Origin of the sequence: Pseudomonas sp. Fl5BN2, assembly GCF_009908205.1 — a bacterium.
GTDB lineage: Bacteria > Pseudomonadota > Gammaproteobacteria > Pseudomonadales > Pseudomonadaceae > Aquipseudomonas.
Genome location: NZ_JAAARL010000037.1, coordinates 20,464 through 44,158, shown reverse-complemented (window position 1 = coordinate 44,158; position 23,695 = coordinate 20,464). Strand labels below are relative to the sequence as shown.

Below are 23,695 nucleotides of genomic sequence, written 5' to 3'. Positions count from 1 at the left end.
CCTACAAACACCGCGCCCCTTCCCCCCTCCGTAGGAGCTGGCTTGCCAGCGAAGAGGCCCTCAAGCCCTGCGCAATTCCCGCCGCCCCCTTCGCCGGCAAGCCGGCTCCTACAAAAGCCGCGCACCTCCCCCCCTCCGTAGGAGCTGGCTTGCCAGCGAAGAGGCCCTCAAGCCCTGCGCAATTCCCAGCGCCCCCTTCGCCGGCAAGCCGGCTCCTACAGGGATGCACGCAGGGCCAGCAGAAAAAGAAAATGCAGGGGGTACAGCCCATACGCCCAACGGCGCATCGCCGGCACCGTACAACCGCGCAGTGCGCGCAATAGCAGCACGCCCAGCAGCGGCGCCAGCAGACAGGCGGCAATACCGTAAGTCGCTACCTGATTGCCCAGGCGCACCGCTGGGAACAAGGTTTGCCACTGGTTAGCCGCCAGGCACAGTACCCCGGGCAGTAGGCTGTAATACCAGGGACGACGAATCACCAGCACCAAGGCCAGCGGCAGCAAGACACCGAATGCACCGAACATCAGGTGCTGGGAAAACACCAGCGCCAGCAGCAACGACAGGAGCCCCAGCCCGATTGCCAGGCCGTCGCGCCGTTGCCAGCCCCGGGCGACCAGTAAACCCAGGGCAAGAGTCGGCAGGACATTCAGCGTGTCGGGGTCGGGAATGAACAAGCGATAGGGGATCTCACTGAGCCCACTGAATAACAGCAGCCAGCCCAGGTAACGCCATTGTCCGGCCTGAGGGTCGGTTTTATCGCCAACCCGCGTCAGGTTTACTGCCATCGCCAGACAGAACCAGGGAAACGCCAGGCGCCCTGGCACATACAGTCCATCCAGGTTCAGGCCCACATACCGCAGGTGGTCGAGGACCATGCTCAGCAGCGCCAACCACTTCAGCGCATCCAGCGCCCCATCGCGCTGGCGGGTATTGGGTTTCAGCATCGCATCACGCATAAATCCTTATGGGCCATGCATTATTCCCGCATAAACAGGACGTGTGCTCGGCCATTATTCTTGGGTAAAGTGCGCACCATCATCGACCACGGAGCCGGCCATGACCGACAAGAGCCAACAATTCGCCAGCGACAACTACTCCGGCATCTGCCCCGAAGCCTGGGCCGCCATGGAGCAGGCCAATCACGGCCACGAGCGCGCTTACGGCGACGATCAGTGGACCGCTCGCGCCTCGGATCATTTCCGCAAACTGTTCGAAACCGACTGCGAAGTGTTCTTCGCCTTCAACGGCACGGCCGCCAACTCCCTGGCCCTGTCGTCGCTGTGCCAGAGTTACCACAGCGTGATCTGCTCGGAAACCGCCCACGTCGAAACCGACGAATGCGGCGCCCCGGAGTTTTTCTCCAACGGCTCCAAGCTGCTGATCGCCGGCACCCACAACGGCAAGCTGACCCCGGAATCGATCCGCGAGGTCGCTCTCAAGCGCCAGGACATCCACTACCCCAAGCCACGGGTGGTGACCCTGACCCAGGCCACCGAAGTGGGCAGCGTGTATACCCCGGAAGAAGTCCGCGCCATCAGCGCCACCTGCAAGGAACTAGGGCTGAACCTGCACATGGACGGCGCGCGCTTCTCCAACGCCTGCGCGTTCCTTGGCTGCACGCCAGCAGAGCTGACCTGGAAAGCCGGGGTCGACGTGCTGTGCTTTGGCGGTACCAAGAACGGCATGGCGGTCGGTGAAGCGATCCTGTTCTTCAACCACAAGCTGGCGGAAGACTTCGACTACCGCTGCAAGCAGGCCGGGCAACTTGCCTCGAAAATGCGCTTTCTCTCGGCGCCCTGGGTTGGCTTGCTGGAACATGACGCCTGGCTCAAGTACGCCCGCCATGCCAACCACTGCGCGCAACTGCTGGCCAAGCTGGTGGAAGACATCCCGGGTGTCGAGTTGATGTTCCCGGTGCAGGCCAACGGCGTATTCCTGCAACTCTCGGAACCGGCGATTGCCGCGCTGACCGCCAAGGGCTGGCGCTTCTACACCTTCATCGGCAAGGGTGGTGCGCGCTTCATGTGCTCCTGGGACACCGAGGAAGAGCGCGTGCGCGAACTGGCAGCGGACATCCGCACCGTGATGAGCGCCTGACCCGCAAGCCAGGCATCGATCCCGCCGACGCCTTCGCCGGCAAGCCGGCTCCTACAAGGGGCCGTACTCTCTCCTCTCCCGTAGGAGCTGGCTTGCCAGCGAAGAGGCCCGCAAGCCAGGCGTCGATCTCGCCGACGCCTTCGCCGGCAAGCCGGCTCCTACAAGGGCCGTACCCTCTCCTCTCCCGTAGGAGCTGGCTTGCCAGCGAAGAGGCCCGCAAGCCAGGCGTCGATCTCGCCGACGCCTTCGCCGGCAAGCCGGCTCCTACAAGGGCCGTACCCTCTCCCCTCCCGTAGGAGCTGGCTTGCCAGCGAAGAGGCCCGCAAGCCAGGCGTCGATCTCGCCGACACCTTCGCCGGCAAGCCGGCTCCTACAAGGGCCGCACCCTCTCCCCTCCCGTAGGAGCTGGCTTGCCAGCGAAGAGGCCCGCAAGCCAGGCACCGATCTCGCCGACGCCTTCGCCGGCAAGCCGGCTCCTACAAGAGCCCGCGCCAGCTCCTCTCCCGTAGGAGCTGGCTTGCCAGCGAAGAGGCCCGCAAGCCAGGCACCGATCTCGCCGACGCCTTCGCCGGCAAGCCGGCTCCTACAAGGGCAGCACCCTCTCCTCTCCCGTAGGAGCTGGCTTGCCAGCGAGGAGGCCCGCAAGCCAGGCGTCGATCTCGCCGACGCCTTCGCCGGCAAGCCGGCTCCTACAAGGGCCGTACCCTCTCCCCTCCCGTAGGAGCTGGCTTGCCAGCGAGGAGGCCCGCAAGCCAGGCGTCGATCCCGCCGACGCCTTCGCCGGCAAGCCGGCTCCTACAAGGGCTGTACCCTCTCCCCTCCCGTAGGAGCTGGCTTGCCAGCGAGGAGGCCCGCAAGCCAGGCGTCGATCCCGCCGACGCCTTCGCCGGCAAGCCGGCTCCTACAAGGGGCCGTACCCTCTCCCCTCCCGTAGGAGCTGGCTTGCCAGCGAAGAGGCCCGCAAGCCCGGCGTCGATCCCAGCGACGCCTCCTCCGGCCGCCATCAGTTCACAGATTCCTGAACTGATTATTTGCCTCCACTGATTCAACAACCGCGGCGTATGTCCGAGACTCCCGGGTCGACCTATAAAAACAAGGCAATGACCCCATGACGATCCAGTCTTGCGTCACCGAGAGAGCCTCGCCTGCGACCCTCAAGATCGAAACCCGCTCCATCGACTACGTGCCGCGCAACGAGCGTCACGGCAAGGTCTGGCACCAGGGACCCTTCTGGTTCACCGGCAACTTTGTACTCACCACCATGGTCACCGGCTTCACCGGTGCCGCCCTGGGCCTGAGCCTGCAATACGCGATCCTGGCGATCGTCATCGGCGTCTGCCTGGGCACCTTCTGCATGGCCTTCCACGCCAACCAGGGCCCACGCATGGGCCTACCGCAGATGATCCAGTCCCGCGCCCAGTTCGGCCTGCGCGGCGCCATCGTGCCCTTCACTGCGGTGGTGTTCGTCTACATCGGCTTCAACGTGTTCAACGTGATTCTCGCCACCGATGCCATCAACACGGTGATTCCCGGCGCTCGCGCGCCCTGGTACACCTTGATGATCGCCGTGGCGGTACTGATCGCGGTGATCGGCCATGACCTGCTGCACACCGTGCAGCGCTGGCTGACCTACGTGATGATCAGCGTGTTTGCGGTGCTCACCGTCAGTGCCCTGCTGACCCTGCAGGCCGACGCCGCCGTGGCCAACGCGCATTTCTCCTGGTCGGCATTCCTGATCCAGCTGTCGGCCGCCGCCGGCTACCAGATCAGCTATTCGGTGTATGTCTCCGACTACTCGCGCTATCTGCCGCACCAGACCCCATCGCGCCAGGTGATTTTCTGGACCTACCTGGGCGCCGCCGGTTCGGCCCTGTGGCTGATGTCCCTCGGCGCCTTCCTGGCCTCGGCCTTGCCTTCGCCCGACGCCATCGCCAGTGTGCGTGAAGTCGGCAACCAGGTGATTCCAGGCTTCGGCACCTTCACCGTGCTGATCGCGGTGCCGGCGCTGGTGGGCATCATGGCGGTCAACTGCTACGGCGCGATGCTCACCGGCATCAGCGCCATCGACGGCTTCAAGTCGATCAAGCCCAACCTCAAGAGCCGGGTGGTCGGCATCCTGCTGGTGGCGGTGGTGATCTTCCTGATCGCGATGAACATTCCCGAGAGCTACCTGGGCAGCTTCAATACCTTCGTGCTGCTGATGCTGTATTTCCTCGTGCCCTGGACCGCCGTCAACCTCGCGGACTTCTACCTGGTGCGCAAAGGCAAATACGCCATCAGCGACATCTTCAACTCCGCCGGGATCTACGGCCGCTGGTCCAAGGCCGGTCTGCTGGCTTACTTCCTCGGGTTGCTGGCAATGGTGCCGTTCATGTCCCTGAGCTTCTATCAGGGCCCGATGTCCGTGGCCCTGGGCGGCGCCGACATTGCCTTTGTGATTGGCCTGCTGGTGGCCTGCCTGGTTTACTGGGTGCTGACCCGCAACCTCGACCTGGAAGCGGAACGCCTGGCCATCAAGGCCAGCGAACAACAGCTTGAAGGAGGCACGCAATGATCCCTCAGCCATCCCTGAAAGTGGCCTGCCAGCAGTTGGCGCCACGGGTCGGCGACCTGGACTACAACCGCAGCTTGAGCGCTGCAGCGATCCGTCAGGCCGCCGCCCGCGGCGCCCAGGTAGTGGTGCTGCCGGAACTGGTGCAAAGCGGCTATGTGTTCAACGACCTGGCGGAGGCCCTGGCGCTCTCGGAAACCCTCGACGGGCCAACCCTGAGCCTGTGGAAAACCCTTGCCGAGGAACTGCAGGTGGTGATCGTCGGTGGCTTCTGCGAGCGCCTGGACGAAGGCCAGGTGGCCAACAGTGCCGCGCTGGTCGAACCGGAAGGAACGCTGACGGTGTATCGCAAGGCGCACCTGTGGGACCGGGAGAACCTGATCTTCACCGCCGGTGAAGAACCGCCGCCGGTGGTGGCCACTCGCTTCGGGCCGATTGCGATGATGATCTGCTACGACCTCGAGTTTCCCGAGTGGGTGCGCCTGCCGGCGCTGGCCGGAGCCGCCCTGCTGTGTGCGCCGGTGAACTGGCCGGATGGCCCGCGCCCGGCCGGCGAGCGCCCGGCGGAGATGGTCCGGGTGCAAGCCAACGCAGCGGTCAACCGGATGTTCATTGCCGCTTGCGATCGCTGTGGCGAGGAACGGGGAGTGAGTTGGGTCGGTGGCTCGACCATTGTCGATGCCGACGGTTACCCCCTGGCCGGCAAGGATCGGCAAACCACCGAGCAGCTGCTGCTGGCGGACCTGCCCCTGGCCGATGCCTGGCACAAGTCCATCAGCGAACATAACCACGTGCACCTGGACCGCCGGCCGGCGTTGTATCAGTAGCCGGGAACCGCATGGTCGTTGTTCACCGGCCAGCCGGCTCCGATACCGGAGCCGGCCGGCCAGCGATCAGAACTCCACCCGCACGTCGCCCTTGGGCACGCTGCAGCAGGACAGGATGTAGCCTTCGGCTTCGTCTTCCTCGGTGATCCCGCCGTTGTGCTCCATTTCCACCTCGCCTCCCAGCTTGAGCACCTTGCAAGTGCCACAGATGCCCATGCCACAGGCCTTGGGGATCATCAGGCCGAGCTTGGCCGCCGCGGCGTGCACGGTTTCCCCCGGGGCCACGCGAATGCTCTTGCCGGAGGTGGTGAACTCCACCTGATGCAGGTCGGCAACATCCACTTCCGGCGCTTCGGCGGCCTGTTCGGCATGCTCCACGGCGTCGGCCCGGGCTTCGGCCGGGGTCGCGCCGAAGGATTCCTCGTGGTAGCGCGTCATGTCGAAACCGGCGGCTTCCAGCAGGCGCTTGACCGCACTCATGTAGGGCGTAGGCCCACAGCAGAACACTTCACGCTCAAGGAAGTCGGGAGCCATCAGCTCCAGCATCTTGTGGTTCAAGTAACCGCGGTAACCGGCCCAGGGCTCGCCCAGGCCGTGTTTCTCGCAGATCAGGTGCAGGCTGAAGTTATCGATCCGCGACGCCATGTGCTCCAGCTCGCGGTGGTAAATGATGTCCTTGGGTGAGCGGGCGCTGTGGATGAACACCATATCGACATTGCCGTTGGTGTCGTAGAACCAGCGCGCCATGGACATCACCGGGGTGATGCCGACGCCGCCACTGAGGTAGAGGATCTTCGGCGCGGGAAAGTCGATCGCGTTGAACAGCCCCACCGGCCCGTGTACCGCCAGCTCCTGGCCTTCATGCAGGGTGTCGTGCAGCCAGTTGGAAACCTTGCCCCCGGGCACCCGCTTGATGGTCACCGAAAAGCTGTAGGGCACCGACGGCGAGCTGGAGATGGTGTAGGAGCGCATCACCGGCAGGCCTTCGATCTCCAGTTCCAGGGTGACGAACTGCCCCGGTTTGAAGAAGAACATGATCGGCTGGTCGGCCATGAAGCAGAAGGTCCGCACATCCCAGGTTTCCTGGATGACTTTGACGCAACGGACGATGTGACGGCCGTTGGCCCAGGTCTGGGTGGTTACCGGGTTGAGGAAGGTGTTGGACATGCTGTTCTCCACGGCCGACGGTCGGCGTCTTGTCAGCGATTCTGCGTAAGGCGCCTGGCGCCCATTTATCTATCTGCGACATTCACATGCTTATCGCGACCAGCCCCCGTTTACAGGGGCGCAAGCGTCGGGAACAGATTGGGCCATGTCGCCCATGGATAAGGTTAAAGACGCCTGCGGACCCACACTCGCCTCAACCACGACAGCCGATTTTTCGTGACTTGCGTAGCACCCACCGTAGCCACTATTCAATTCGCCGGCCGCACCGAACGGCCATGAGGACTTTAACGATGGACGTCACCGCAACCCTGAGCTTGGGCGATCCACTGGAACCTGCACGCAAGGCCACTGCACAGATGCTGCAGGAACGCGAGCGGACCTACTCCCTGCCGCAACCGTTCTACTGCGATGAAAGGCTGTTCGATATCGATATGCAGGAGATCTTCCAGAAAGAATGGTTGATTGCCGGCATGACCTGCGAGATTCCCACCAAGGGCAACTACATCACCCTGCAGATCGGCAAGAACCCGATCATCGTCATCCGCGGCGCCGACGGCGTGGTCCATGCCTTCCACAACGTCTGCCGCCACCGCGGCTCGCGCCTGTGCACCAGCGACAAGGGCAAGGTGGCCAAGCTGGTCTGCCACTACCACCAGTGGACCTACGAGCTGGACGGGCGCCTGCTGTTCGCCGGCACCGAGATGGGCGCCGACTTCGACATGAAGCAGTACGGCCTGAAACCGGTGAACGTGAAGACCGCCGGCGGCTACATCTTCATCTCCCTGGCCGAGAACCCGCCGGCCATCGATGACTTCCTGGCGACCCTGGCCCATTACATGGAGCCTTACGACATGGAGAACACCAAGGTGGCGGTGCAGACCACCTTGCACGAAAAGGCCAACTGGAAGCTGGTGCTGGAGAACAACCGCGAGTGCTACCACTGCGGCGGCTCGCACCCGGAACTGCTGAAAACCCTGCTGGAGTGGGACGACGTCACCGACCCGCGCGCCGACCAGGCGTTCAAGGACCACGTGGCCGCTTCCGCTGCCGCCTGGGAAGCCGAGAAGATCCCTTACGCCCATGCCAGTTTCGGCCTGCGCAACCGTATCGTGCGCATGCCGCTGCTCAAGGGCACCGTGTCCATGACCCTGGACGGCAAGCAGGGCTGCGCCAAGCTGATGGGCCGGATCAAGAACCCGGACCTGGGCTCGATGCGCATCCTGCACCTGCCGCACTCGTGGAACCACTGCATGGGCGATCACATTATCGTGTTCACCGTGTGGCCCATCAGCGCCCAGGAAACCATCGTCACCACCAAGTGGATCGTGCACAAGGACGCGGTGGAAGGCGTGGACTACGACGTCGAGCGCATGCGCCAGGTGTGGGACGCCACCAACCAGCAGGACCGGCGCCTGGCGGAAGAAAACCAGCGCGGCATCAACTCCACCGCCTACCAGCCCGGGCCCTACTCCAAGACCTATGAGTTCGGCGTGGTCAACTTCGTCGACTGGTACAGCGAGCGCTTGTTGAACAACCTCGGTGCAGAACCGGCGCCTTATCTCAAGGGCGTGCCGGTTCACGGCTGAGGCTTTCCTGCAGGAGCGAGGCTGCTCGCTCCTGCAGGGGACTTGCACCATGAAATGTGATCGGGTGGACCTCGCCACAACTCGGCTGCGAGCGGTTGAAATCGTCCACACGAGCATCCCGGCATACGGACAGTGCTGCTAAGGCGCCGCCTCAGGTTGCCCGAGGATAAATTCGCTCAAGGTCTTGAGCTGCACCTCACTCAGGGTCGAGAAAGGCGGCATCGGGATCGCCCCCCAGCGCCCCACGCCGCCCTCACGAATATGCTCGACGAGTGTCTGCACGCCCTTGGGATCGTTACGGTAACGTTCGGCGACTGCCTGATAGGCCGGGCCGACCACCTGGCGATCAATGGCATGACAACCGAGGCAACCGTTGGCATTGAGCAGGCCCATGGCGCCCTGCTGGGCTCCGCCCTGCACTCCTGCCACTGGCGGCTCAGCGACCTTGGCACGGGGTTTTCCCGAGTAGGTATCCGCCAGGTAGGCGGCAATCGCATCCCCTTCTTGATCATCGATCGGCGCACCGAACGCATGCTGCATTTTGGCAACCTCGTTGTGCCACTGTTGCTGGCTCATGCCAGGGGGCTGCAACTGGATATAGTCCGCTGAATGGCAAATGCTGCATTTGGCATTGGCAATGGCATAACCCGGTAAGGATGAAGGCTCGAAGCGAGCTGTTTCTGGTGGCAACTCGATGCTCAGTGATTCAGCCCAGCTCATCTGTGAGCGCGACAGCAAAACAGCCGCGGCCAATAGGGCGATGACCACGACGTAACGAACTCTATTCATGGAATCAGACCCTTTCAGATGATGTGCAATGGCAGCGATTCGATGGAGTGCCGGGCATAACCACCGGGGTTCCAGGTCGGCGTCGCTGGCTGGGTCTGACCTTGGACATTGCGCGCTCGTACCAGCAGCTGGACGATACCGCGCTGGCGCGGCCTCCAGTCCGCCAGCCATTCGCGAAACGAATAGACCCCCAGATTTTCACCCAGGCGGGTGGCCTGCCAGGTCCGGCCGTTGTCGTCGGAGAACTCCACGCTCTGGATACCGGCACCGGCGCCGTCGAAGGCAATGCCACGCAAGGCTTGGGGCTGCCCCAACGGCAGGGATTGTCCACTGTGCACACTGGTGACGAACGAGCGTACCGGCAGTACGCCGATGGGGCGACTGGCCGTCAGTTCGCTACCCGGCGGTACACACTGGCAGTCGTTGTCTGGCACTCGATAGGCCTTACTCATGAAAAAGCCCTCGAAATCATGGTCAATGACTTCGATTTCACTCAGGTGCTTGATCCAGTAGGTGCCGTAGTAACCCGGCACGATCAGACGGATCGGATAGCCATTGAGGAAGGGCAGATCCTCACCGTTCATGCTCCAGGCAATCAACGGCTCCGGGGCCAGTGCATGGCCGATATCCAGCGCCTTGATCACCGCCGGCGTCGCAGGCAGGATCGGCTGGTCGAGGCCACGAACCGTTACCTGACGAGCATTGTCCTCAACCCCCGCATGCTCCAGCACCTTGCGCAGCGGCATGCCTACCCAGCGCGCGTTACCCATCGAGCCATGCCCCAGCTGCGCGCCAAAAACCCGGGGTTCGAAGTAACCGCGGCTGTTGCCGGAACACTGGTTCACTGCAACCACCTCCACCGGCTCGCCCAGTGCCTTAAGGGCTTGCAGGCTCAGGTCCAGCGGCTGGCGCACACAACCAGACACCTTCAAGCGATAGGTCTGCGAATCGATTCGGGTTGGAATATTGGCCAGGTGGTAGCGCACGAAAAAAGCATCATTGGGGGTCAACAGCCCCTGATTGAAAACCTCGAACGGGGTCTCCAGGTGCGGTGGACGGGTGGTGATGCGCATCAGTGGGCGTTTCTGCGGGTAGCTGATCAGCTCACGTTCGCCGTTGGCAAAAGGCTGTTGCTCCAGACTCGCGGCTAGCGCTTGCAAGGGTTGAGTGGCCAGACCAAGGCCTGCGAGAAAGCTCGCCTGCAGGAAGTGTCGGCGGTCAAGACCGCCGCGCTTGTCGAAGGGATTCATGGTGTGTCTCCGGATGGGCGACCCCGGCTCATGCCAGGATCAGAGGCGGGCAAAGGACGATCAACAAAACAGCCTGCGGGTCAATGCACAGCACGCCGCACCGGCAGACGGCGCAACAACGGGACGCAGGTCAATGAAAGGCCAAGTCGGCCCAGACAAGGCCCGGCAGCAGGCAAGAAAAGAGGCAGGAGACAATGGTCCGGTTGTCCGTTCCCGGTCTTGATGCAGAGGCTATCCATGGAATGTTTCTCTGGTGAGATCACGTAGAAACCTTAGTCCGACGCAGTAAATTTGTTAAATGGATAATTCCAGTATCAAATACCTGAAAAACAGGTAACGCTCATGGCCATCAGCTTCCGTCAGCTACAGATATTCTGTGCGGTCGCCCGTACCGGCAGCACGACCACCGCGGCAGAGTCCATCTCACTGTCGCAGTCCGCTACCAGCGCCGCCGTCAACGAGCTGGAAGCGCAACTTGGCAGCCGGCTATTCGAACGAGTAGGCAAGCGCCTGCACCTCAACGAAGTAGGCCGGGCCCTGCTGCCGCAGGCGCTGCGCTTGTTGGATGACGTGCATCAGTTGCAACAGCAGTTCGGCAGCGCTGCCAGCATGCCGGCCCATCTTGCAGTGGCGGCCAGCAGTACCATTGGCAACTACGTACTGCCGCGGCTGCTGGCCTCATTCCAGCAGGCCAATCCGAACACTCAGGTCAATATCACCATTGCCAACACCAGCACGGCGATCGAGCAGGTCCAGGGATTCGAGGCCGACGCAGGCCTGATCGAAGGACCGTGCCGTGCATCCCACCTGCTGGTGGAGCCCTGGCTTGAGGATGACCTGGTCCTGGTGGCGGCCCCCCTCCATCCATTGGCCAGCCAAGGCCGAGTGTCACTCGAAGCACTGCGCCAGACTCGCTGGTTGCTGCGCGAAGACGGCTCCGGCACGCGTGAGGAGGTCAACCACCTACTGCTGCCGCATCTGCACTATTTGCCGGACACCCTGGTGATGGGCGGCTCCGAGGCGATCAAGCACAGCGTGGCCGCAGGCCTGGGAATCAGCTGCCTGTCACGTTGGGTGGTCGAAGAGCAACTGGGCTCTGGCTCGCTGATCGCCCTCAGCAGTGACTTGCCCCGGTTGACGCGGCACTTTTATCTTCTGCGTCATCGCGACAAGTTCGTCTCACCCGCTCTCGAACGTTTCTGGAACTGTTGCCAGTCCTTCTCCAGCCCTCGAGCCCTCCCCTGAGCGGTTGATGGCCCCTGGATCATGGCTGTTGCAGCAGGCTGGACGCGGTTCTCGCCAGTCCGATCAACGCGTCCAACTCACCACTCCGTTCTCGCCAACAAACGTTTCGGTGATCGTTGCGCCCTGCAGCTTCGCCTTCAAGTAGCCATTGCGCACCCGCAGGGGGTAGTTCGGGTCATCCGCCGACAGCACTTCCGACCATTGCACCAGGGGGTTGCCTTGCAATTCGCGAGTGGGGCCGTAGGGAATCGCCCCATGGCCGATGCAGCGCCCGTACATGCCGCCGATGGGCGCATAGCAGATGGCATTGTGCAGGTGCCCCCAATACCAGTAATCCGGTGCACGCCCCAGGGCCGCCAATACTTGCCCGTACAGCACCGTCTGCTGCTGCCCGCTGATATCCAGCCCCTGATGATGACTGAGCAGCATGATCTTGCGCCCCTGCCCCTTGCTGGCGACCAGGTCCTTGAGCCATTGCTGCTGCGCCGGGCCCAGGTTGCCATCCATGTAGAGGTTCATCGCATCAGAGGCATAGGCGCTGTCCAGGCCGATGATCAGCCAGTGGCTATTGAACAGGGCGAAATAGCTCGTGCCTTGCTGCTTGGGAAACAACTCTGCGATCTCGGCGAAGTAGCCATGGGCGCCGCTGTACATTTCGTGATTGGAGTTGAGGCTGAATGAGCCCTGGGTGCCCTGGGGCCAGCCCGTGAGGTCGGCTTTTTCCTCGGTGCCGGTCCCGGCGTAATACACATCTCCCAGGTGGATGGTGAAGTCCGGCCGGTCCTGGGTGATCAGGTTCGCCACCCGCTGCGCCGCCGATTGGCTATCGAAGTACCCGGTGCCCCAGTCCCCGGCCATGTCCAGCAGCACGTCGTCAGCCATCTCGATCAGCGCCGGAGTGCTGCCGAACGGGGCGTGATCGCGCAGGTTCTCGATCCACTTGAGCAGGGCTTCGCTCCAGCGCAGGTCCAGCAACTCCCATTGGCGACAGCCCAGCAGGGTGCCGTCCTTCATCACCTGGGTCTGCAACTCGGCCACGCTCTGCGGCAACGGTGAGGCGTTGCCCAGGTGCAGCACCGACAGACCGTGGGCCAGCTCCCAGGGTACCGGGGGCTGGCCGGGGGGCAGGTCGCCATGGATGATCGCGTATTGCGCCTGGTCGTGGGCCCGTTGCAGCAGGCTGACAATGGCCTCCAGCTCTTTGGGCTGGAGCTGGTTGCGGAGCTTTTTCCAGGCCAGGTCAAGCCTGGCGAACAGGCCGTCGACCCGGGCCTTGACCTGGTCGAACTCATGCTCCACATCGCTTACTAATGACATATTGGCATCCCTCTTGATGGTCCATTGGCGCTGACGTCCTACGGGCGTCACAGGGTTTTCATGTATTCGATCAACTGCCATTTCTGCTGGTCGGACAGTTGCGTGCCATACCGATGGCCGCTGTTGCTGTTGCCTTCCAGGTGGGTGTCGTACTTGAAGTAGCCCGGCCCCTGCAGCGTCGGACCGCTGGTGATGAAGCCGACCTTTTGCGGGTCATAGACGTCCGAGCCGGTGAAGAACACCTGGGGTCGCAGTTCCGGTACCTGCAACAAGTCCCAGAGGCTCGGTACCGAGCCGTTGTGCAGGTAAGGGGCCCGCAGCCAGACACCGTCGGTGGGGGTATTGCTGTAGCTCTGGGTCTTGCGATAGGCGCTGAAGTCGAACGGCGGTTTCTTGAAGCCGTGGAAAGCCTGTACCAGCCCGGTGGTGAAGGAATCCAGGCGATGGGAGTCAGTGCCCAGTTCCTGGATATGGGTGGTGACCTGACCGGTGTCGGCCTTGCCGAAATCATGGCAACCGGCGCAATTGGCCTCCCACAGTGGCTTGCCTTGTGCAGCCTTGGCCTGATCGATGGGGAACGGCCAGGCCGGCGGCTGGTGCCCCAGCAACCATTGGGTGACCCGGTTGAAACTCTGCGGCAGCACCGACTCCGGTGTCGCCCCCACCGCCATCGCCGCCGCGTAGTTACGCTCGCGGATCTGGTTGTTGTTGCCATCCCAGTGCAGGTACATCGACTCCCGGGGCTTCTGGTTCCAGATCTGCGGCAAGTCCACGGTGCCGATGGTGGAGTCGTCGGGGAAACCGAACACCACCATCTTGGTCGGATTGAAGGTGTCGGTGCGCCCCGGCCCTTGCTGCGGCCGCAGCTTCTGCCAGGCATAGTCCTGCTTCTGCTTGAGCAATGCGCTCTTGGCCATGGGGATGATCAGGTAACGGTTGTACAGGCGCTCGATAAAGCCCAGCTGGAACTTGGCGTTGATCGCATTCATCACCGCATCCACGGTGAATTTCGGATCGCTGGCGCAATCGTAGGCGAACCACTGGAACGCCTGGAGTTGCATGAGATTGGCCGGCGCGGTGGGCACGATCTGCGACACGTCATTGGCACTGGCTCGGTAGGCACCGGTGTGGCACAGGGCGCAGTTGGGCTCCACGGTGGGATAGCCCAATTGCCGCTTGGCCATGCCCACGGGCAGGTCCCTGCCATTCTCGTAGAGAAAGCCAAAGACCTCATAGCCGCCGGGACGGGGGAGTTTTTCCGGGCACATCTGCGGCAACACGGCGAACAGGTAGTAAGGGATGCGCGCCTCGATGCCAAGGCCGATGGCCGCGTACTTGAAGTGATCCTCATCGGAAGCTTCCACCGGCTGCGGCACTTCACGGAGCATGTTGACCCAGGTCTCGTATCCGACAAAGCCCAGCACCAGGAGGACCAGCAGCGCCCCCACGCGAAAGCTGTGCCGGCGCCAACACGCCGCCCAGCACTCGCACCAGGCGTGCAGGCCGGCACTGAGCAAGGCCCAGGGCCGATTGGCCGGATCGCAACCCAGGTACAGCAGGATGCCCAGGATCAGCAACATGCTCAGGTCGCCCATCAGCATGGGCACAAACACCTGGGATTGATTGCTGGTGTCGATCAGGTAGATCCAGAACGCCACGGCGATCAACCGGGACAACACGCACAGCCAGGAATGCACCACGAATCGCGGCGCGTTGAACCCCGAAGGCATGTAGAACAGGCTGATGCCCACCAGCAACATCCCGGCGTTTTCCAGCCAGGGATTGGAAAGCACCGGTGGCAGGCCGACCACCGCGGTCAGCAGTGCCGGGGCAAACAACGCTGGCAGGGCAAACACCATGTTCATGGCAATGCCCAGCCAGATAAAGCGTTGGAACCAACGAATATAAGTATTCATGTCAGCCTTCCCTAAGCATCCCTGTGCGCCGCGACGTTCGCTCCAGCAGCCGTCAGCCCTGGGCGGTCTTCTCCAGGTGCGCGAGGATCAGCGGGTACACGTCGACCACCGCGTCCTTGCCGAAGATGCAGTCGATATGCCCATAACCCGGCACCACATGGCGGCTGAACAGTTCCGGGCCATGCAGCTGGCACAGGCGCTCATAGGTCTTCTGGGTGCTTTGCGGCAAGTAGCACTGGTTGTCGGCGCCGCTGATAAAGCAGATCGGCAACTTCAGCCGGTCGAAATGCGGCATGTAGACGTCGCGCCCCTTGAAATCCACCAGGTGGCCCTTGCGGCAGATCAGTGCCAGGTGCTCCAGGGTCTGGATGTTCGACTCGCCGAACAGCTCGTGCAGGTTGTCGTGCAGGGTCTGGTTGAGGGTGTCGTGGCGGTACAGCGAGGCGTACATGAAGGTCACGCGGTGACACACTGGGTTGGTGCAGTAACCCTGGGCCTCGATCCGCGCGTAACCATTGAGGGCCTTGTCGTAGAGCTTGTTGAACCAGCTCTCCTTACTGTCGGCATAGGCCGTCAACGACTTGATGCCAATGGCATCGAGCACGCCGGGCAGATGCAACCCGGCCTTGATCCCGGTTGCAGTGGCGACCACGGTGTCGGCGGCGATCTGCGAGCAGACTACCGAACGCACGTCCTGCAGGCCCGCCAGCAGCGACATGAAGAAGGTGGTGGCGCCATAGCAATGCACCACGCATTGCACATCCCGCGCCCCAGTGGCTTGCTTGACCTGGCTGATGGCGGCCTTGAAGTCATAGGCGGCAATCTGGTCGCCATTGCACTCCTGCTTGCTCGCCGGCAGCAGGATGCTGACCCGGAAATCCAGGAGCCAGACGTCATAGTCGTGCTTGCACAGGTACTCCAGCAGGTTGCTCTGGATGGTATCGGTGGAAAAGATGTTGGACCCCACGCCCAAACCATGGACCAGCATCACCGGGCCTTTGCTGCCGGCTTGGTAGCGGGTCAGGCGCAGTTGCACCTGGTCTTCGGTTTCGAAGAAATGCACGGTCGGCACCGGCGCATCCAGGGGCCGCCTGATCCGCGGTGGCGCGTCGGGGTTGAAGTAGATGTCCCCGGCGAACACCCCGCCGTAGCTCTCCCAGAGGATCCCGGCGAAGAACTTGCCGAAGCGCGCCAGGCCTTCGATGCGCTCACGCTCGTTGCGTGCATTGAGCACTTTCATGGTGGTCATCTGCTTGGCGAAGTCCGCCGGCAGGATGTGCATCACCCCGGACCCCAACACGGGACCGTTCTTGTCCGTCCCCCGGTAAAGGGTCACGTAGAGGGTGCTGGTGTCGGGCCAGATGTTCAGCACGCCGTGGTCTTCGGGCACGGTCTTGAAGGCGCTGAAGTAATAGTCGTTGCCGTCTTCGGCAGTCAGGCGCATGTCGTAGTTCATGTGGCGCACGCCAACCTGCTGCTGATACTCCTCGAACAGATTGAACACACCATGGCTGGCCACCAACGGCTGCGCCGATAATCCCGGAGCGTTGAGGGTGCCCACCAGGGTCGCGGCGTGCTCCGGCTCCTTGATCATGCGGTTGAGGTCATCGGCGGTGATGGTCAGGGTGAATTCGATCGGCGAGTTTTCCGTTTCGCCACGCTTGGCCGCTTCCTGGTACAGATTGAGGTCGGTGCCCTGGGGCTGAGTGAAGGCGCTGGAGAAATAGCCCTTCATGGTTTCAGTGAACTGCACGCCCAGGGTCGGCGCCGGCACCGCCTTGCTGGGGGCCGATGGCAGTCGATAGTCGATCTGCCAGCCGCGATCCTCTGCCAGCAGGCGCATGTTGCGCTCGCTCACCGCGGAAATGGTCAGCAGCGGGTTGACCGCCAGCGAGGTAGGAATCACTGCGCCGTCGGCCACGTACAACCCGGGATAAACCTCGCTGCCGCTGCTGGCGCTGAACACCTGTCCCTTGTGATTGACCACGCCCTGTCCAGCGTCCTCGCCCATCACGCAGCCGCCCAGCGGATGCACCGAGACAATGCTGTGCTTGAGCAGTTGGGTCCAGATCGGGTTCTCCACCCAGATTCCGCCCAGGGCCTTGGTGCTCTGGTACAGGCGCTCGTTGCCGAGGATCACGTTGGGCTGTTCGCCGACGCCCGGCCAGTCGATGCGCAGTTGATCCTGAGCGTCGAGCACCATGCGCCCGCGGCCATTGTCATGACTCATGATCAGGTAGGTCTGCATGTTGTGCAGCGCGCCGTGATACGGCCCGCGCAGAAAGCTTTCGGCCTCGCGCTCCTTGTACCCCAGCTTGGCGCCGAAGCTATCGTCAGTGGCCTTGCCCAGGGTGCCGGCGAACAACGCCATGCTCGGTACCATGGCCCGCCCCAGTGCACCGGGAATCGAGCCTTCCTCGATGACCATGCGACTGCGCCAGTCGCCTTCGGTGCGCATGTCGATAATCGAGGTGATACACGGCCCCACAGGCTCCAACTCGCTGGCCGAGTGAGTGCCAAAGCCAATGCCGTTGATGGTCTGCTCACAGTTGTGGCCAAAGCCGAGGATGTCGCCATTGCCACTCATGTGCTCGCCCAACTGCGCCGAAGTGGCCAGGCCCTTGGCCCGGGAACGCAGGAGGATTTCGGTAGAGCCCAGGGTGCCGGCGGACAACACGACGATATCGGCCTTGACGAACAGGGTCGGCGCCGAGAACTTTTCGCGGCCGCTGTCCAGGTACTGGAAGTGCACGATCCAGCCGTCGCCGTCGCGCTCCAGGTAACGCACCTCGGCCTGGCAGAAAATTTCTGCCCCATGATTGCTGGCGTCCGGCAGGTAGTTCATCAGGGTGGTGTTCTTGGCCTTGTTGTTACAACCCGAGACGCAGTCACCGCATTGGTTGCAGGGCAGTTGCTCGACCCCGACATGGTTGAGGTTGTTCGCCAGTTTGGCGAAGTTCACGTTGATCGGTGGCTTGTAGAAGTGCGCGCCCTGCTGGAGAAACTCCGCAGACTTGCGGTGGGCCTGGAGCTTGGCCAAGGTCGGCGCTGAATCGGGATAAGGCGTGGGCTTGAGCATTTCCCGGGCCCGGGCATAACCCTCCTTGAGCAGGGTGTCACGGTGTTCACGTACCGCTTGCGGCCAACGCGGATCGTCGAACACCCCGGGTTCGGGTTCCAGGGCGACGTTGGCATTGATCAGCGAGGTGCCTCCCAGGCCGCAGCCGACCACTACGTTCTGCTGGGCATTGACGTGCAGGTCGAAGAGCCCGGTGCGTGAGCCGATGTGGCCCTCGGGGTCATGCACCTGCAACTCCTCGGTGGCAGTCGCCAGGGTGTTGGGGTACTCGCCGGGCTGCATCTCCCGCCCCCGTTCCAGCAGGCACACCCGCCGCCCGGCACGGGACAAGCGGGAGGCAGCGATACCACCGCCATAACCCGAGCCAATAACGATAACGTCGTAGTGTTCCTGGATCTCGCTGATGGGGGTCGCGATCCGAGTCATGACGGGGTTCCTCTCAGGCAGGCGGGGCAACTCTGGGGTTGCCTCTAATGGGTAAAGCCGATCAGGCGCCAGGCAGCCGAACAGGCAAGCCTGTGCGCCAGAAACATAGGAGGTGGAGTCAATGGTGAGGGTGCAGCCAACAATCCGCCGATAGGGTTATGAGCGTGCGCGCTGGTTGGTGGTACGACGACGGGTGCGTCTAGGAAGGGAAGTCCAAGCCGGGGAAACCTGCGATACACGACAGTCCATTGCCTGCGCCCCCTGATCCGGATGTGGATAAGTAACTGCTAAGTCCTTGTGGAGTCAGTGAAGACAGGCCACTTGGCGCTGTCAAGAAAGCCATTAGAACTGTATGAAATTTGATCTATTGCCGCACACGCTATGGATTACAAGGGATGCAGCCTTCAGCAAACATGTTATCCACAGCTTGACCCACAGCAACTGTGGGCAAGTGCCCGACGCTTAGGGATATTTCATCGGACAACCCCAAGAAAATCCGTGACTTATAGGAAAACAGCAGTTTTCGCCGCACTTGATCAATATTTGAACAATCATCTGCAAGCCACGTCTTTAAAGGCGCCCAGCGGAAGGCGAACACCTTATCCACAGAACGGCCAACAGACTTTGGGGGCAACTGCAGCCGAGAACGGCAAGCACTGTGGAAAACCCCTGAAAGCCACGAATCGTCGGGGCTTTACCTGGATTATCGACAGAAAAGAGGGTGTTTGAGTGTTTTTTGATCAACCCTATGAAACACCCGATCTGCAAGGCCTGCAGCGCTAAGCGAACATCTTATCCACAGAAGCACCAACAGACTTTGGGGGCAAGTGTTGTGCAAAAGTCCTTTCGGATATTTCTCTACCCTGGAAAAAAAGCCATAAAAATCGCCAGCTTAGGCTGTTCAAATTTCGTACAGATGGCTGCAGGGCTTGTTCCACATGGGCTTGAGCAAGGCGCGAACACCTTATCCACAGGTACGCACACAGGGATTGTGAGTAACCCCAGCGCTACTCTTGCGAAAGCGGGCTTGCCAGCGAACAGCGCTACCGAGCTGTGCAAAACCTTGGCGGCCCCTTCGCCGGCAAGCCGGCTCCTACGCTGGGTGCAAGCGCGATTTCCCTTGTAGGAGCTGGCTTGCCAGCGAACAGCGCTACCGAGCTGTGCAAAACCTTGGCGGCCCCTTCGCCGGCAAGCCGGCTCCTACGCTGGGTGCAAGCGCGATTTCCCTTGTAGGAGCTGGCTTGCCAGCGAACAGCGCCGCCGAGCGGTGCAAAACCTTGGCGGCCCCTTCGCCGGCAAGCCGGCTCCTACGCTGGGTGCAAGCGCGATTTCCCTTGTAGGAGCTGGCTTGCCAGCGAACAGCGCCGCCGAGCGGTGCAAAACCTTGGCGTCCCCTTCGCCGGCAAGCCGGCTCCTACGCTGGGTGCGCGGCTCGAGGTCTTTGCATGAACCTGAGTTCAGCGAACGACGCCTTCTTCGATGAGCAATTTGAGAATGGCTTCGGCGCCGGCTTCCGGGCTGACGCCCTTGAGTACCTGGCCGGTGCCGCCGCTGGCCTTGGCGGTGGCGGCCTTCATGCGATCCGCACCGCTCTTGGCCTTGATCACTTTCAGGCGCTTGGGCCGGGGCTTGGCCGGTTGCAGGCTGCTGGCTGTGAATAACTCGTCTTCCACCACCACGACCTGGTCTGCCTGCAACTCCCCGCGACGTGCCGGGCCATAGGCACTTTGGCGCGGCTTGGGCGCGGCGTTATCCACAGTGGCGAGGAACGGCAGGCGCACCTTCAGCCGACGCCGTTGCCCCCGGGGCAAGGCCTGCAGGACCAGGGCCACGCCATCGGCCAGGGACTCCACTTGTGCCAGCCCCACCACCAATGGCCAGCCCAGGTTCTCCGCCAGCAGGAACGGCAGCATGCCCGAACCTTCGCCGGTTTCCGCCTGACTGCCAGTGAGCACCACTTGGGCGCCGGCCTGCCGCAGGTACTGGGTCAAGGCCGGCAGCGCATCGGCGCCCGCCGGTTGCTCGAGCACGTGCAACTGTTCCAGGCCCATGCCCAGGTAGGCGCGCAAGGCCGGTTCGGCGACGTCGCCGGCATGCAGCACCTGCAGCTGTTCACCGGCCAGTTGCAGGCCCAGTTCCACGGCCCGGGCATCCTGCTCGGCCCGTCGCGGGCGGCCGGAAGTGGGGTGTGCACCAATCGATACCAGGCTGATCACATTGCTGTTCATAACACGTGTTCCTTAAGCCGCATCGCGCTTGGCGCCGTCACGGTAAGCCGCTACCGCCGCGATCAAGGCCTTGAGAATCTCGGCGCTGTCGCCAATCACCGACAGGTCGGCCCGTTTGATCATGTCGCAACCCGGATCGAGGTTGATCGCCACCACCTTGTCGCAGGCACCAATGCCCTGCAGGTGCTGGATCGCCCCGGAAATCCCCACGGCCACATAGACCCGCGCAGTGACCCAGATACCGCTAGCCCCCACTTGCCGGTCACGGGCCATGAAGCCATCATCCACCGCCACTCGCGAGGCACCTTCAGTCGCGCCCAAGGCCACGGCGGCCTGGTGAAACAGTGGCCAGTCCTTGACCCCGTTGCCCCCGGAAAAGATGAACTCCGCCTCGGCCATGGGAATTGCCGCAGGGTCCACCGCCACCGCACCCAAATCCTCGATCCGCGCCAGGCTACGCGCCATGCTTGTGGATAACTCCACCGACAAGGCTTCATGGCGGGTGTCGCTGACCGGCTCGGCGCATTCAGCGGCGGCCAGGATCAAGCGTGCCACCGGCCGCGCCAGGTCCTGCAAACCGGCACCGGCACGGCCAATGCACTGCCCGTCCTTGACCTGCCAGACCCGCGTCGCCGGGCGTTCGCCCAGGGCCGCGGCAAAGCGCCGGCCCAGTTCGCCACCACCGGTGCGGCTGTCAGGCAGCAGCCAGTGGCGTGGGCTGAACTGGTTATCCACAGCCCGCAGGCCCTGCACCCGTTGTTCCGGTGCATAACCGTCGAACTCCACACCTTGCAGCACCAGCAAGCGATCGACGCCAGCCGTGGCAAAGGCCGATTCCTTGTGTTCGCCAAACACCACCGCCAGTACCGCACCGTCCTCGCCCGCCAACTGGTGGGCCAGGCCCAGCAGGTCGCGGTCGTGGCTACTCAGGCGACCGCCGACCATGTCCGGCACCACGCTGATGTAGAACGCCGGCTGCGCCACTTGATGCAGCGGCAATTGCACCTCGGCCGCCGCCGTGCGCTTGGCGCTGCCGCCCTGCTGGGCGCCACTGCGGTCGATGCGCTTGAGGCCGTTGGGACCGATGAAACCGACGCCATGGGGATTCTTGCGGATCAGGCCATTGGGGCCCATCCAGCTGTGTTGCGCCGGCTGCATGGCGGCATGCAACGGGTGCAGGCGGTTACGGGCGATCCATTCGGCGCGAGGATCGCGGCGGATAATTTCGCTCATCAGTGCACCTCCGCAGGTTCAGGTTTCACCGACGCTGGCGCTTTGTCCGGCGTTGCGTCTTCGAGCAGCGCGTCGGCCACCAGTTCAGCGATGTCCTTGATCATCGGCCGCGGCTCCACGACCCCTTCGAGCATCGCCGTGCACTGAGGACAACCCACGGCCACCAGCTCGGCGCCGGTCTCGCGGATGTCTTCCATGCGCATGTCGGGAATCCGCTGCTTGCCCGGGATGTCGGTGATCGGTGCCCCGCCGCCACCGCCGCAGCAACGGGAGCGAAAGCCCGAGCGCTGCATTTCCTTGATCTCGATACCCAAGGCTCGCAGTACGTCTCGAGGAGCCTCGTATTCACCGTTGTAGCGGCCGAGGTAGCACGGGTCGTGATAGGTCACGCTGCTGCCCTTGTGCTGGCCAAGATTCAGCGCGCCGGCGCCGATCAGTTCAGCCAGGTAGGTGCTGTGGTGCTGTACCTGATAGTTGCCGTCGAAGGCGCCGTATTCGTTTTTCAGGACGTGGAAGCTGTGGGGATCGCAGGTGACGATGCGCTTGAAACTGTACTTGGCCAGGGTCTGGATATTGCGCTTGGCCAACAGTTGGAAGGTTGCTTCGTCACCCAGCCGCCGAGCCACATCGCCACTGTCGCGTTCTTCCAGGCCGAGTACGGCGAAGTCGACCTTGGCCGCCTTGAGCACTTTGACCATGGCCCGCAAGGTGCGCTGGTTGCGCATGTCGAAGGCGCCGTCGCCGACCCAGAACAGCACGTCGGTGGTTTGCTTCTCGCTGAGCAGGGACAGGTTCAGGTCCGCCGCCCAGTTCATCCGCCCGCCCGGGTTGAAACCGCCGGGGTTGTCGGTGGCAATCAGGTTCTCCAGGACTTCCGCGCCCTTGTTCGGCGTGGCGCCTTTTTCCAGGGTCAGGTAACGGCGCATGTCGACGATGGCATCGACGTGCTCGATCATCATCGGGCACTCCTCGACACACGCACGGCAGGTGGTGCAGGACCACAGGGTCTCGGCATCCACCAGGCCATTGACGATAGGCTGGTGCGGGTTGCCGCCGTGTTCGCCGATGGCCTTGCCCCCGCCGTCAAGGGATGGGTAAGGGCTGCCGGCGAACTGCGCGTCGGTGCCGCCGGCCAGGCCAACCACCATGTCCTGAATCAGCTTTTTCGGGTTCAACGGTTGCCCGGCGGCAAACGCCGGGCACACGGCTTCGCACTTGCCGCACTGCACGCAAGCATCAAAGCCCAGCAGCTGGTTCCAAGTGAAGTCCTTGGGCTTTTCCACCCCCAGGGGCGCGCTCGGGTCTTCCAGGTCCAGGGGTTTGAGGCCGGTGGAACGGCCACCACCAAAACGTTCGGCACGGCGGTGCCAGGCCAGGTGCAAGGCGCCAGCGAAGGCGTGCTTCATCGGCCCGCCCCAAGTCATGCCGAAGAACAACTCGGACACACCCCACAGCACACCGACCGCAAGGATCGTCGCCAGCAGCCAGCCACCGAAGTTTTCCGGAAGGATCCCGGCCACCGGCAAGGTCACCAGGAAGAAGCTCACGGAGAACGCCAGCAAGCTTTTCGGCAGGCGCATCCACGGGCCTTTCGAGAGCCGCGCAGGAGGATTGCGCCGACGCAGGGCGACGAACAGCGCGCCGACGAACATCAGCGTGGTGGCCAGCAGCAGGGCGTAGCCGAGGATGCGGTTATGCAGGCCGAAGCCGTGCACCAGGATCGCCAGCACCGCGGCCAGGACGAAACCGCCCGCCGTGGCCACGTGGGTGTTGGCCATGTACTTGTCCCGGGCCACCACATGGTGCAGGTCCACCATGTAGCGCTTGGGCATGGCCAGCAGGCCGCCGATCAGGTCGACCTTGGAGGCTCGTCCGCGGCGCCACATGGCCACGCGTCGCAGCGCGCCGAGGACCGCAAGGCCGACGGCGGCGAACAACAGAATGGGAAGAAGGGTGTTCAACATGGTGGAGCTCCCAAAGACCT

The 23,695-nt window shown here is 62.9% G+C and carries 15 protein-coding genes; 5 read left to right on the top strand and 10 right to left on the bottom strand.

All coding sequences use genetic code 11. The annotated features are described in order from the left end of the window. Positions 1-215: 215 nt before the first annotated feature. Positions 216-956: a TraX family protein gene (locus tag GV819_RS31410; protein ID WP_161759915.1), complete on the bottom strand. Its 741-nt coding sequence runs from the start codon at positions 954-956 to the stop codon at positions 216-218. 100 nt (positions 957-1,056) lie between these two features. Between GV819_RS31410 and GV819_RS31405 the strand changes: the two genes are divergently transcribed. The 3 genes from GV819_RS31405 to GV819_RS31395 all read left to right on the top strand — a co-directional run bounded on the left by GV819_RS31405 (position 1,057) and on the right by GV819_RS31395 (position 5,475). Beyond that, positions 1,057-2,097, top strand: a complete 1,041-nt coding sequence (locus tag GV819_RS31405) for a low specificity L-threonine aldolase (RefSeq protein ID WP_161759914.1) — start codon at positions 1,057-1,059, stop codon at positions 2,095-2,097. Between the two features lie 1,108 nt (positions 2,098-3,205). Further along, positions 3,206-4,651 carry a purine-cytosine permease family protein gene (locus GV819_RS31400; RefSeq protein WP_161759913.1) on the top strand — a complete coding sequence of 482 codons (1,446 nt, stop codon included), beginning with the start codon at positions 3,206-3,208 and terminating at the stop codon, positions 4,649-4,651. Then, complete coding sequence (locus GV819_RS31395) at positions 4,648-5,475, top strand: nitrilase-related carbon-nitrogen hydrolase (protein WP_161759912.1); 828 nt, start codon at positions 4,648-4,650, stop codon at positions 5,473-5,475. The genes GV819_RS31400 and GV819_RS31395 overlap by 4 nt, the downstream gene beginning before the upstream one ends. 66 nt (positions 5,476-5,541) lie before the next feature. Here GV819_RS31395 and gbcB read toward each other — a convergent pair whose 3' ends face one another. Continuing rightward, a complete protein-coding gene (gene gbcB, locus GV819_RS31390) occupies positions 5,542-6,642 on the bottom strand; it encodes a glycine-betaine demethylase subunit GbcB (protein WP_161759911.1) in 1,101 nt (366 codons plus the stop codon). A 290-nt stretch (positions 6,643-6,932) separates the two neighbouring features. Between gbcB and gbcA the strand changes: the two genes are divergently transcribed. After that, positions 6,933-8,228 (top strand): glycine-betaine demethylase subunit GbcA, encoded by a 1,296-nt coding sequence (gbcA, locus tag GV819_RS31385; protein WP_161759910.1) that lies wholly within the window; start codon positions 6,933-6,935, stop codon positions 8,226-8,228. 138 nt (positions 8,229-8,366) lie between these two features. On the opposite strand, the gene GV819_RS31380 is transcribed toward gbcA, so the two are convergent. Further along, on the bottom strand, positions 8,367-9,017 hold the full coding sequence (locus GV819_RS31380) for a c-type cytochrome (protein ID WP_178126146.1): 651 nt from the start codon (positions 9,015-9,017) through the stop codon (positions 8,367-8,369). Between the two features lie 14 nt (positions 9,018-9,031). Further along, a complete protein-coding gene (locus GV819_RS31375) occupies positions 9,032-10,267 on the bottom strand; it encodes a molybdopterin-dependent oxidoreductase (RefSeq protein WP_161759909.1) in 1,236 nt (411 codons plus the stop codon). Between the two features lie 342 nt (positions 10,268-10,609). Here GV819_RS31375 and GV819_RS31370 point away from each other — a divergent pair, with 342 nt between their 5' ends. Then, the gene (locus GV819_RS31370; RefSeq protein WP_161759908.1) at positions 10,610-11,512 is read left to right on the top strand and encodes a LysR family transcriptional regulator; all 903 of its coding nucleotides are present in this window, start codon (positions 10,610-10,612) and stop codon (positions 11,510-11,512) included. A 63-nt stretch (positions 11,513-11,575) separates the two neighbouring features. On the opposite strand, the gene GV819_RS31365 is transcribed toward GV819_RS31370, so the two are convergent. From GV819_RS31365 to dgcB, 6 genes are all read right to left on the bottom strand, one after another. Next, entirely contained in the window at positions 11,576-12,829 is a 1,254-nt protein-coding gene (locus tag GV819_RS31365) for a metallophosphoesterase family protein (RefSeq protein WP_161759907.1), read from the bottom strand. Between the two features lie 47 nt (positions 12,830-12,876). Beyond that, positions 12,877-14,745, bottom strand: a complete 1,869-nt coding sequence (locus GV819_RS31360; protein WP_161759906.1) for a cytochrome c — start codon at positions 14,743-14,745, stop codon at positions 12,877-12,879. A gap of 52 nt (positions 14,746-14,797) precedes the next feature. After that, positions 14,798-18,250, bottom strand: a complete 3,453-nt coding sequence (locus GV819_RS31355; RefSeq protein WP_161759905.1) for a GMC oxidoreductase — start codon at positions 18,248-18,250, stop codon at positions 14,798-14,800. Between the two features lie 1,457 nt (positions 18,251-19,707). Beyond that, positions 19,708-20,478: an electron transfer flavoprotein subunit beta gene (locus GV819_RS31350; protein ID WP_161759904.1), complete on the bottom strand. Its 771-nt coding sequence runs from the start codon at positions 20,476-20,478 to the stop codon at positions 19,708-19,710. A gap of 12 nt (positions 20,479-20,490) precedes the next feature. Then, positions 20,491-21,711, bottom strand: coding sequence for an electron transfer flavoprotein subunit alpha/FixB family protein (locus tag GV819_RS31345; protein ID WP_161759903.1), 1,221 nt, complete (start codon positions 21,709-21,711; stop codon positions 20,491-20,493). Further along, positions 21,711-23,675, bottom strand: a complete 1,965-nt coding sequence (dgcB, locus tag GV819_RS31340; protein WP_161759902.1) for a dimethylglycine demethylation protein DgcB — start codon at positions 23,673-23,675, stop codon at positions 21,711-21,713. Before dgcB ends, GV819_RS31345 begins: the two co-directional genes overlap by 1 nt. Between the last annotated feature and the right edge of the window lie 20 nt (positions 23,676-23,695).

Excerpts from the sequence above, each read along its gene's own strand:
- GV819_RS31400 (WP_161759913.1), top strand. The coding sequence starts at position 3,206 with ATGACGATCCAGTCTTGCGTCACCGAGAGAGCCTCGCCTGCGACCCTC.
- gbcB (WP_161759911.1), bottom strand. The coding sequence starts at position 6,642 with ATGTCCAACACCTTCCTCAACCCGGTAACCACCCAGACCTGGGCCAAC.
- GV819_RS31345 (WP_161759903.1), bottom strand. The coding sequence starts at position 21,711 with ATGAGCGAAATTATCCGCCGCGATCCTCGCGCCGAATGGATCGCCCGT.
- GV819_RS31350 (WP_161759904.1), bottom strand. The coding sequence starts at position 20,478 with ATGAACAGCAATGTGATCAGCCTGGTATCGATTGGTGCACACCCCACT.
- GV819_RS31375 (WP_161759909.1), bottom strand. The coding sequence starts at position 10,267 with ATGAATCCCTTCGACAAGCGCGGCGGTCTTGACCGCCGACACTTCCTG.
- GV819_RS31370 (WP_161759908.1), top strand. The coding sequence starts at position 10,610 with ATGGCCATCAGCTTCCGTCAGCTACAGATATTCTGTGCGGTCGCCCGT.
- GV819_RS31360 (WP_161759906.1), bottom strand. The coding sequence starts at position 14,745 with ATGAATACTTATATTCGTTGGTTCCAACGCTTTATCTGGCTGGGCATT.
- GV819_RS31355 (WP_161759905.1), bottom strand. The coding sequence starts at position 18,250 with ATGACTCGGATCGCGACCCCCATCAGCGAGATCCAGGAACACTACGAC.
- dgcB (WP_161759902.1), bottom strand. The coding sequence starts at position 23,675 with ATGTTGAACACCCTTCTTCCCATTCTGTTGTTCGCCGCCGTCGGCCTT.
- GV819_RS31380 (WP_178126146.1), bottom strand. The coding sequence starts at position 9,017 with ATGAATAGAGTTCGTTACGTCGTGGTCATCGCCCTATTGGCCGCGGCT.
- GV819_RS31405 (WP_161759914.1), top strand. The coding sequence starts at position 1,057 with ATGACCGACAAGAGCCAACAATTCGCCAGCGACAACTACTCCGGCATC.
- GV819_RS31395 (WP_161759912.1), top strand. The coding sequence starts at position 4,648 with ATGATCCCTCAGCCATCCCTGAAAGTGGCCTGCCAGCAGTTGGCGCCA.
- gbcA (WP_161759910.1), top strand. The coding sequence starts at position 6,933 with ATGGACGTCACCGCAACCCTGAGCTTGGGCGATCCACTGGAACCTGCA.
- GV819_RS31410 (WP_161759915.1), bottom strand. The coding sequence starts at position 956 with ATGCGTGATGCGATGCTGAAACCCAATACCCGCCAGCGCGATGGGGCG.
- GV819_RS31365 (WP_161759907.1), bottom strand. The coding sequence starts at position 12,829 with ATGTCATTAGTAAGCGATGTGGAGCATGAGTTCGACCAGGTCAAGGCC.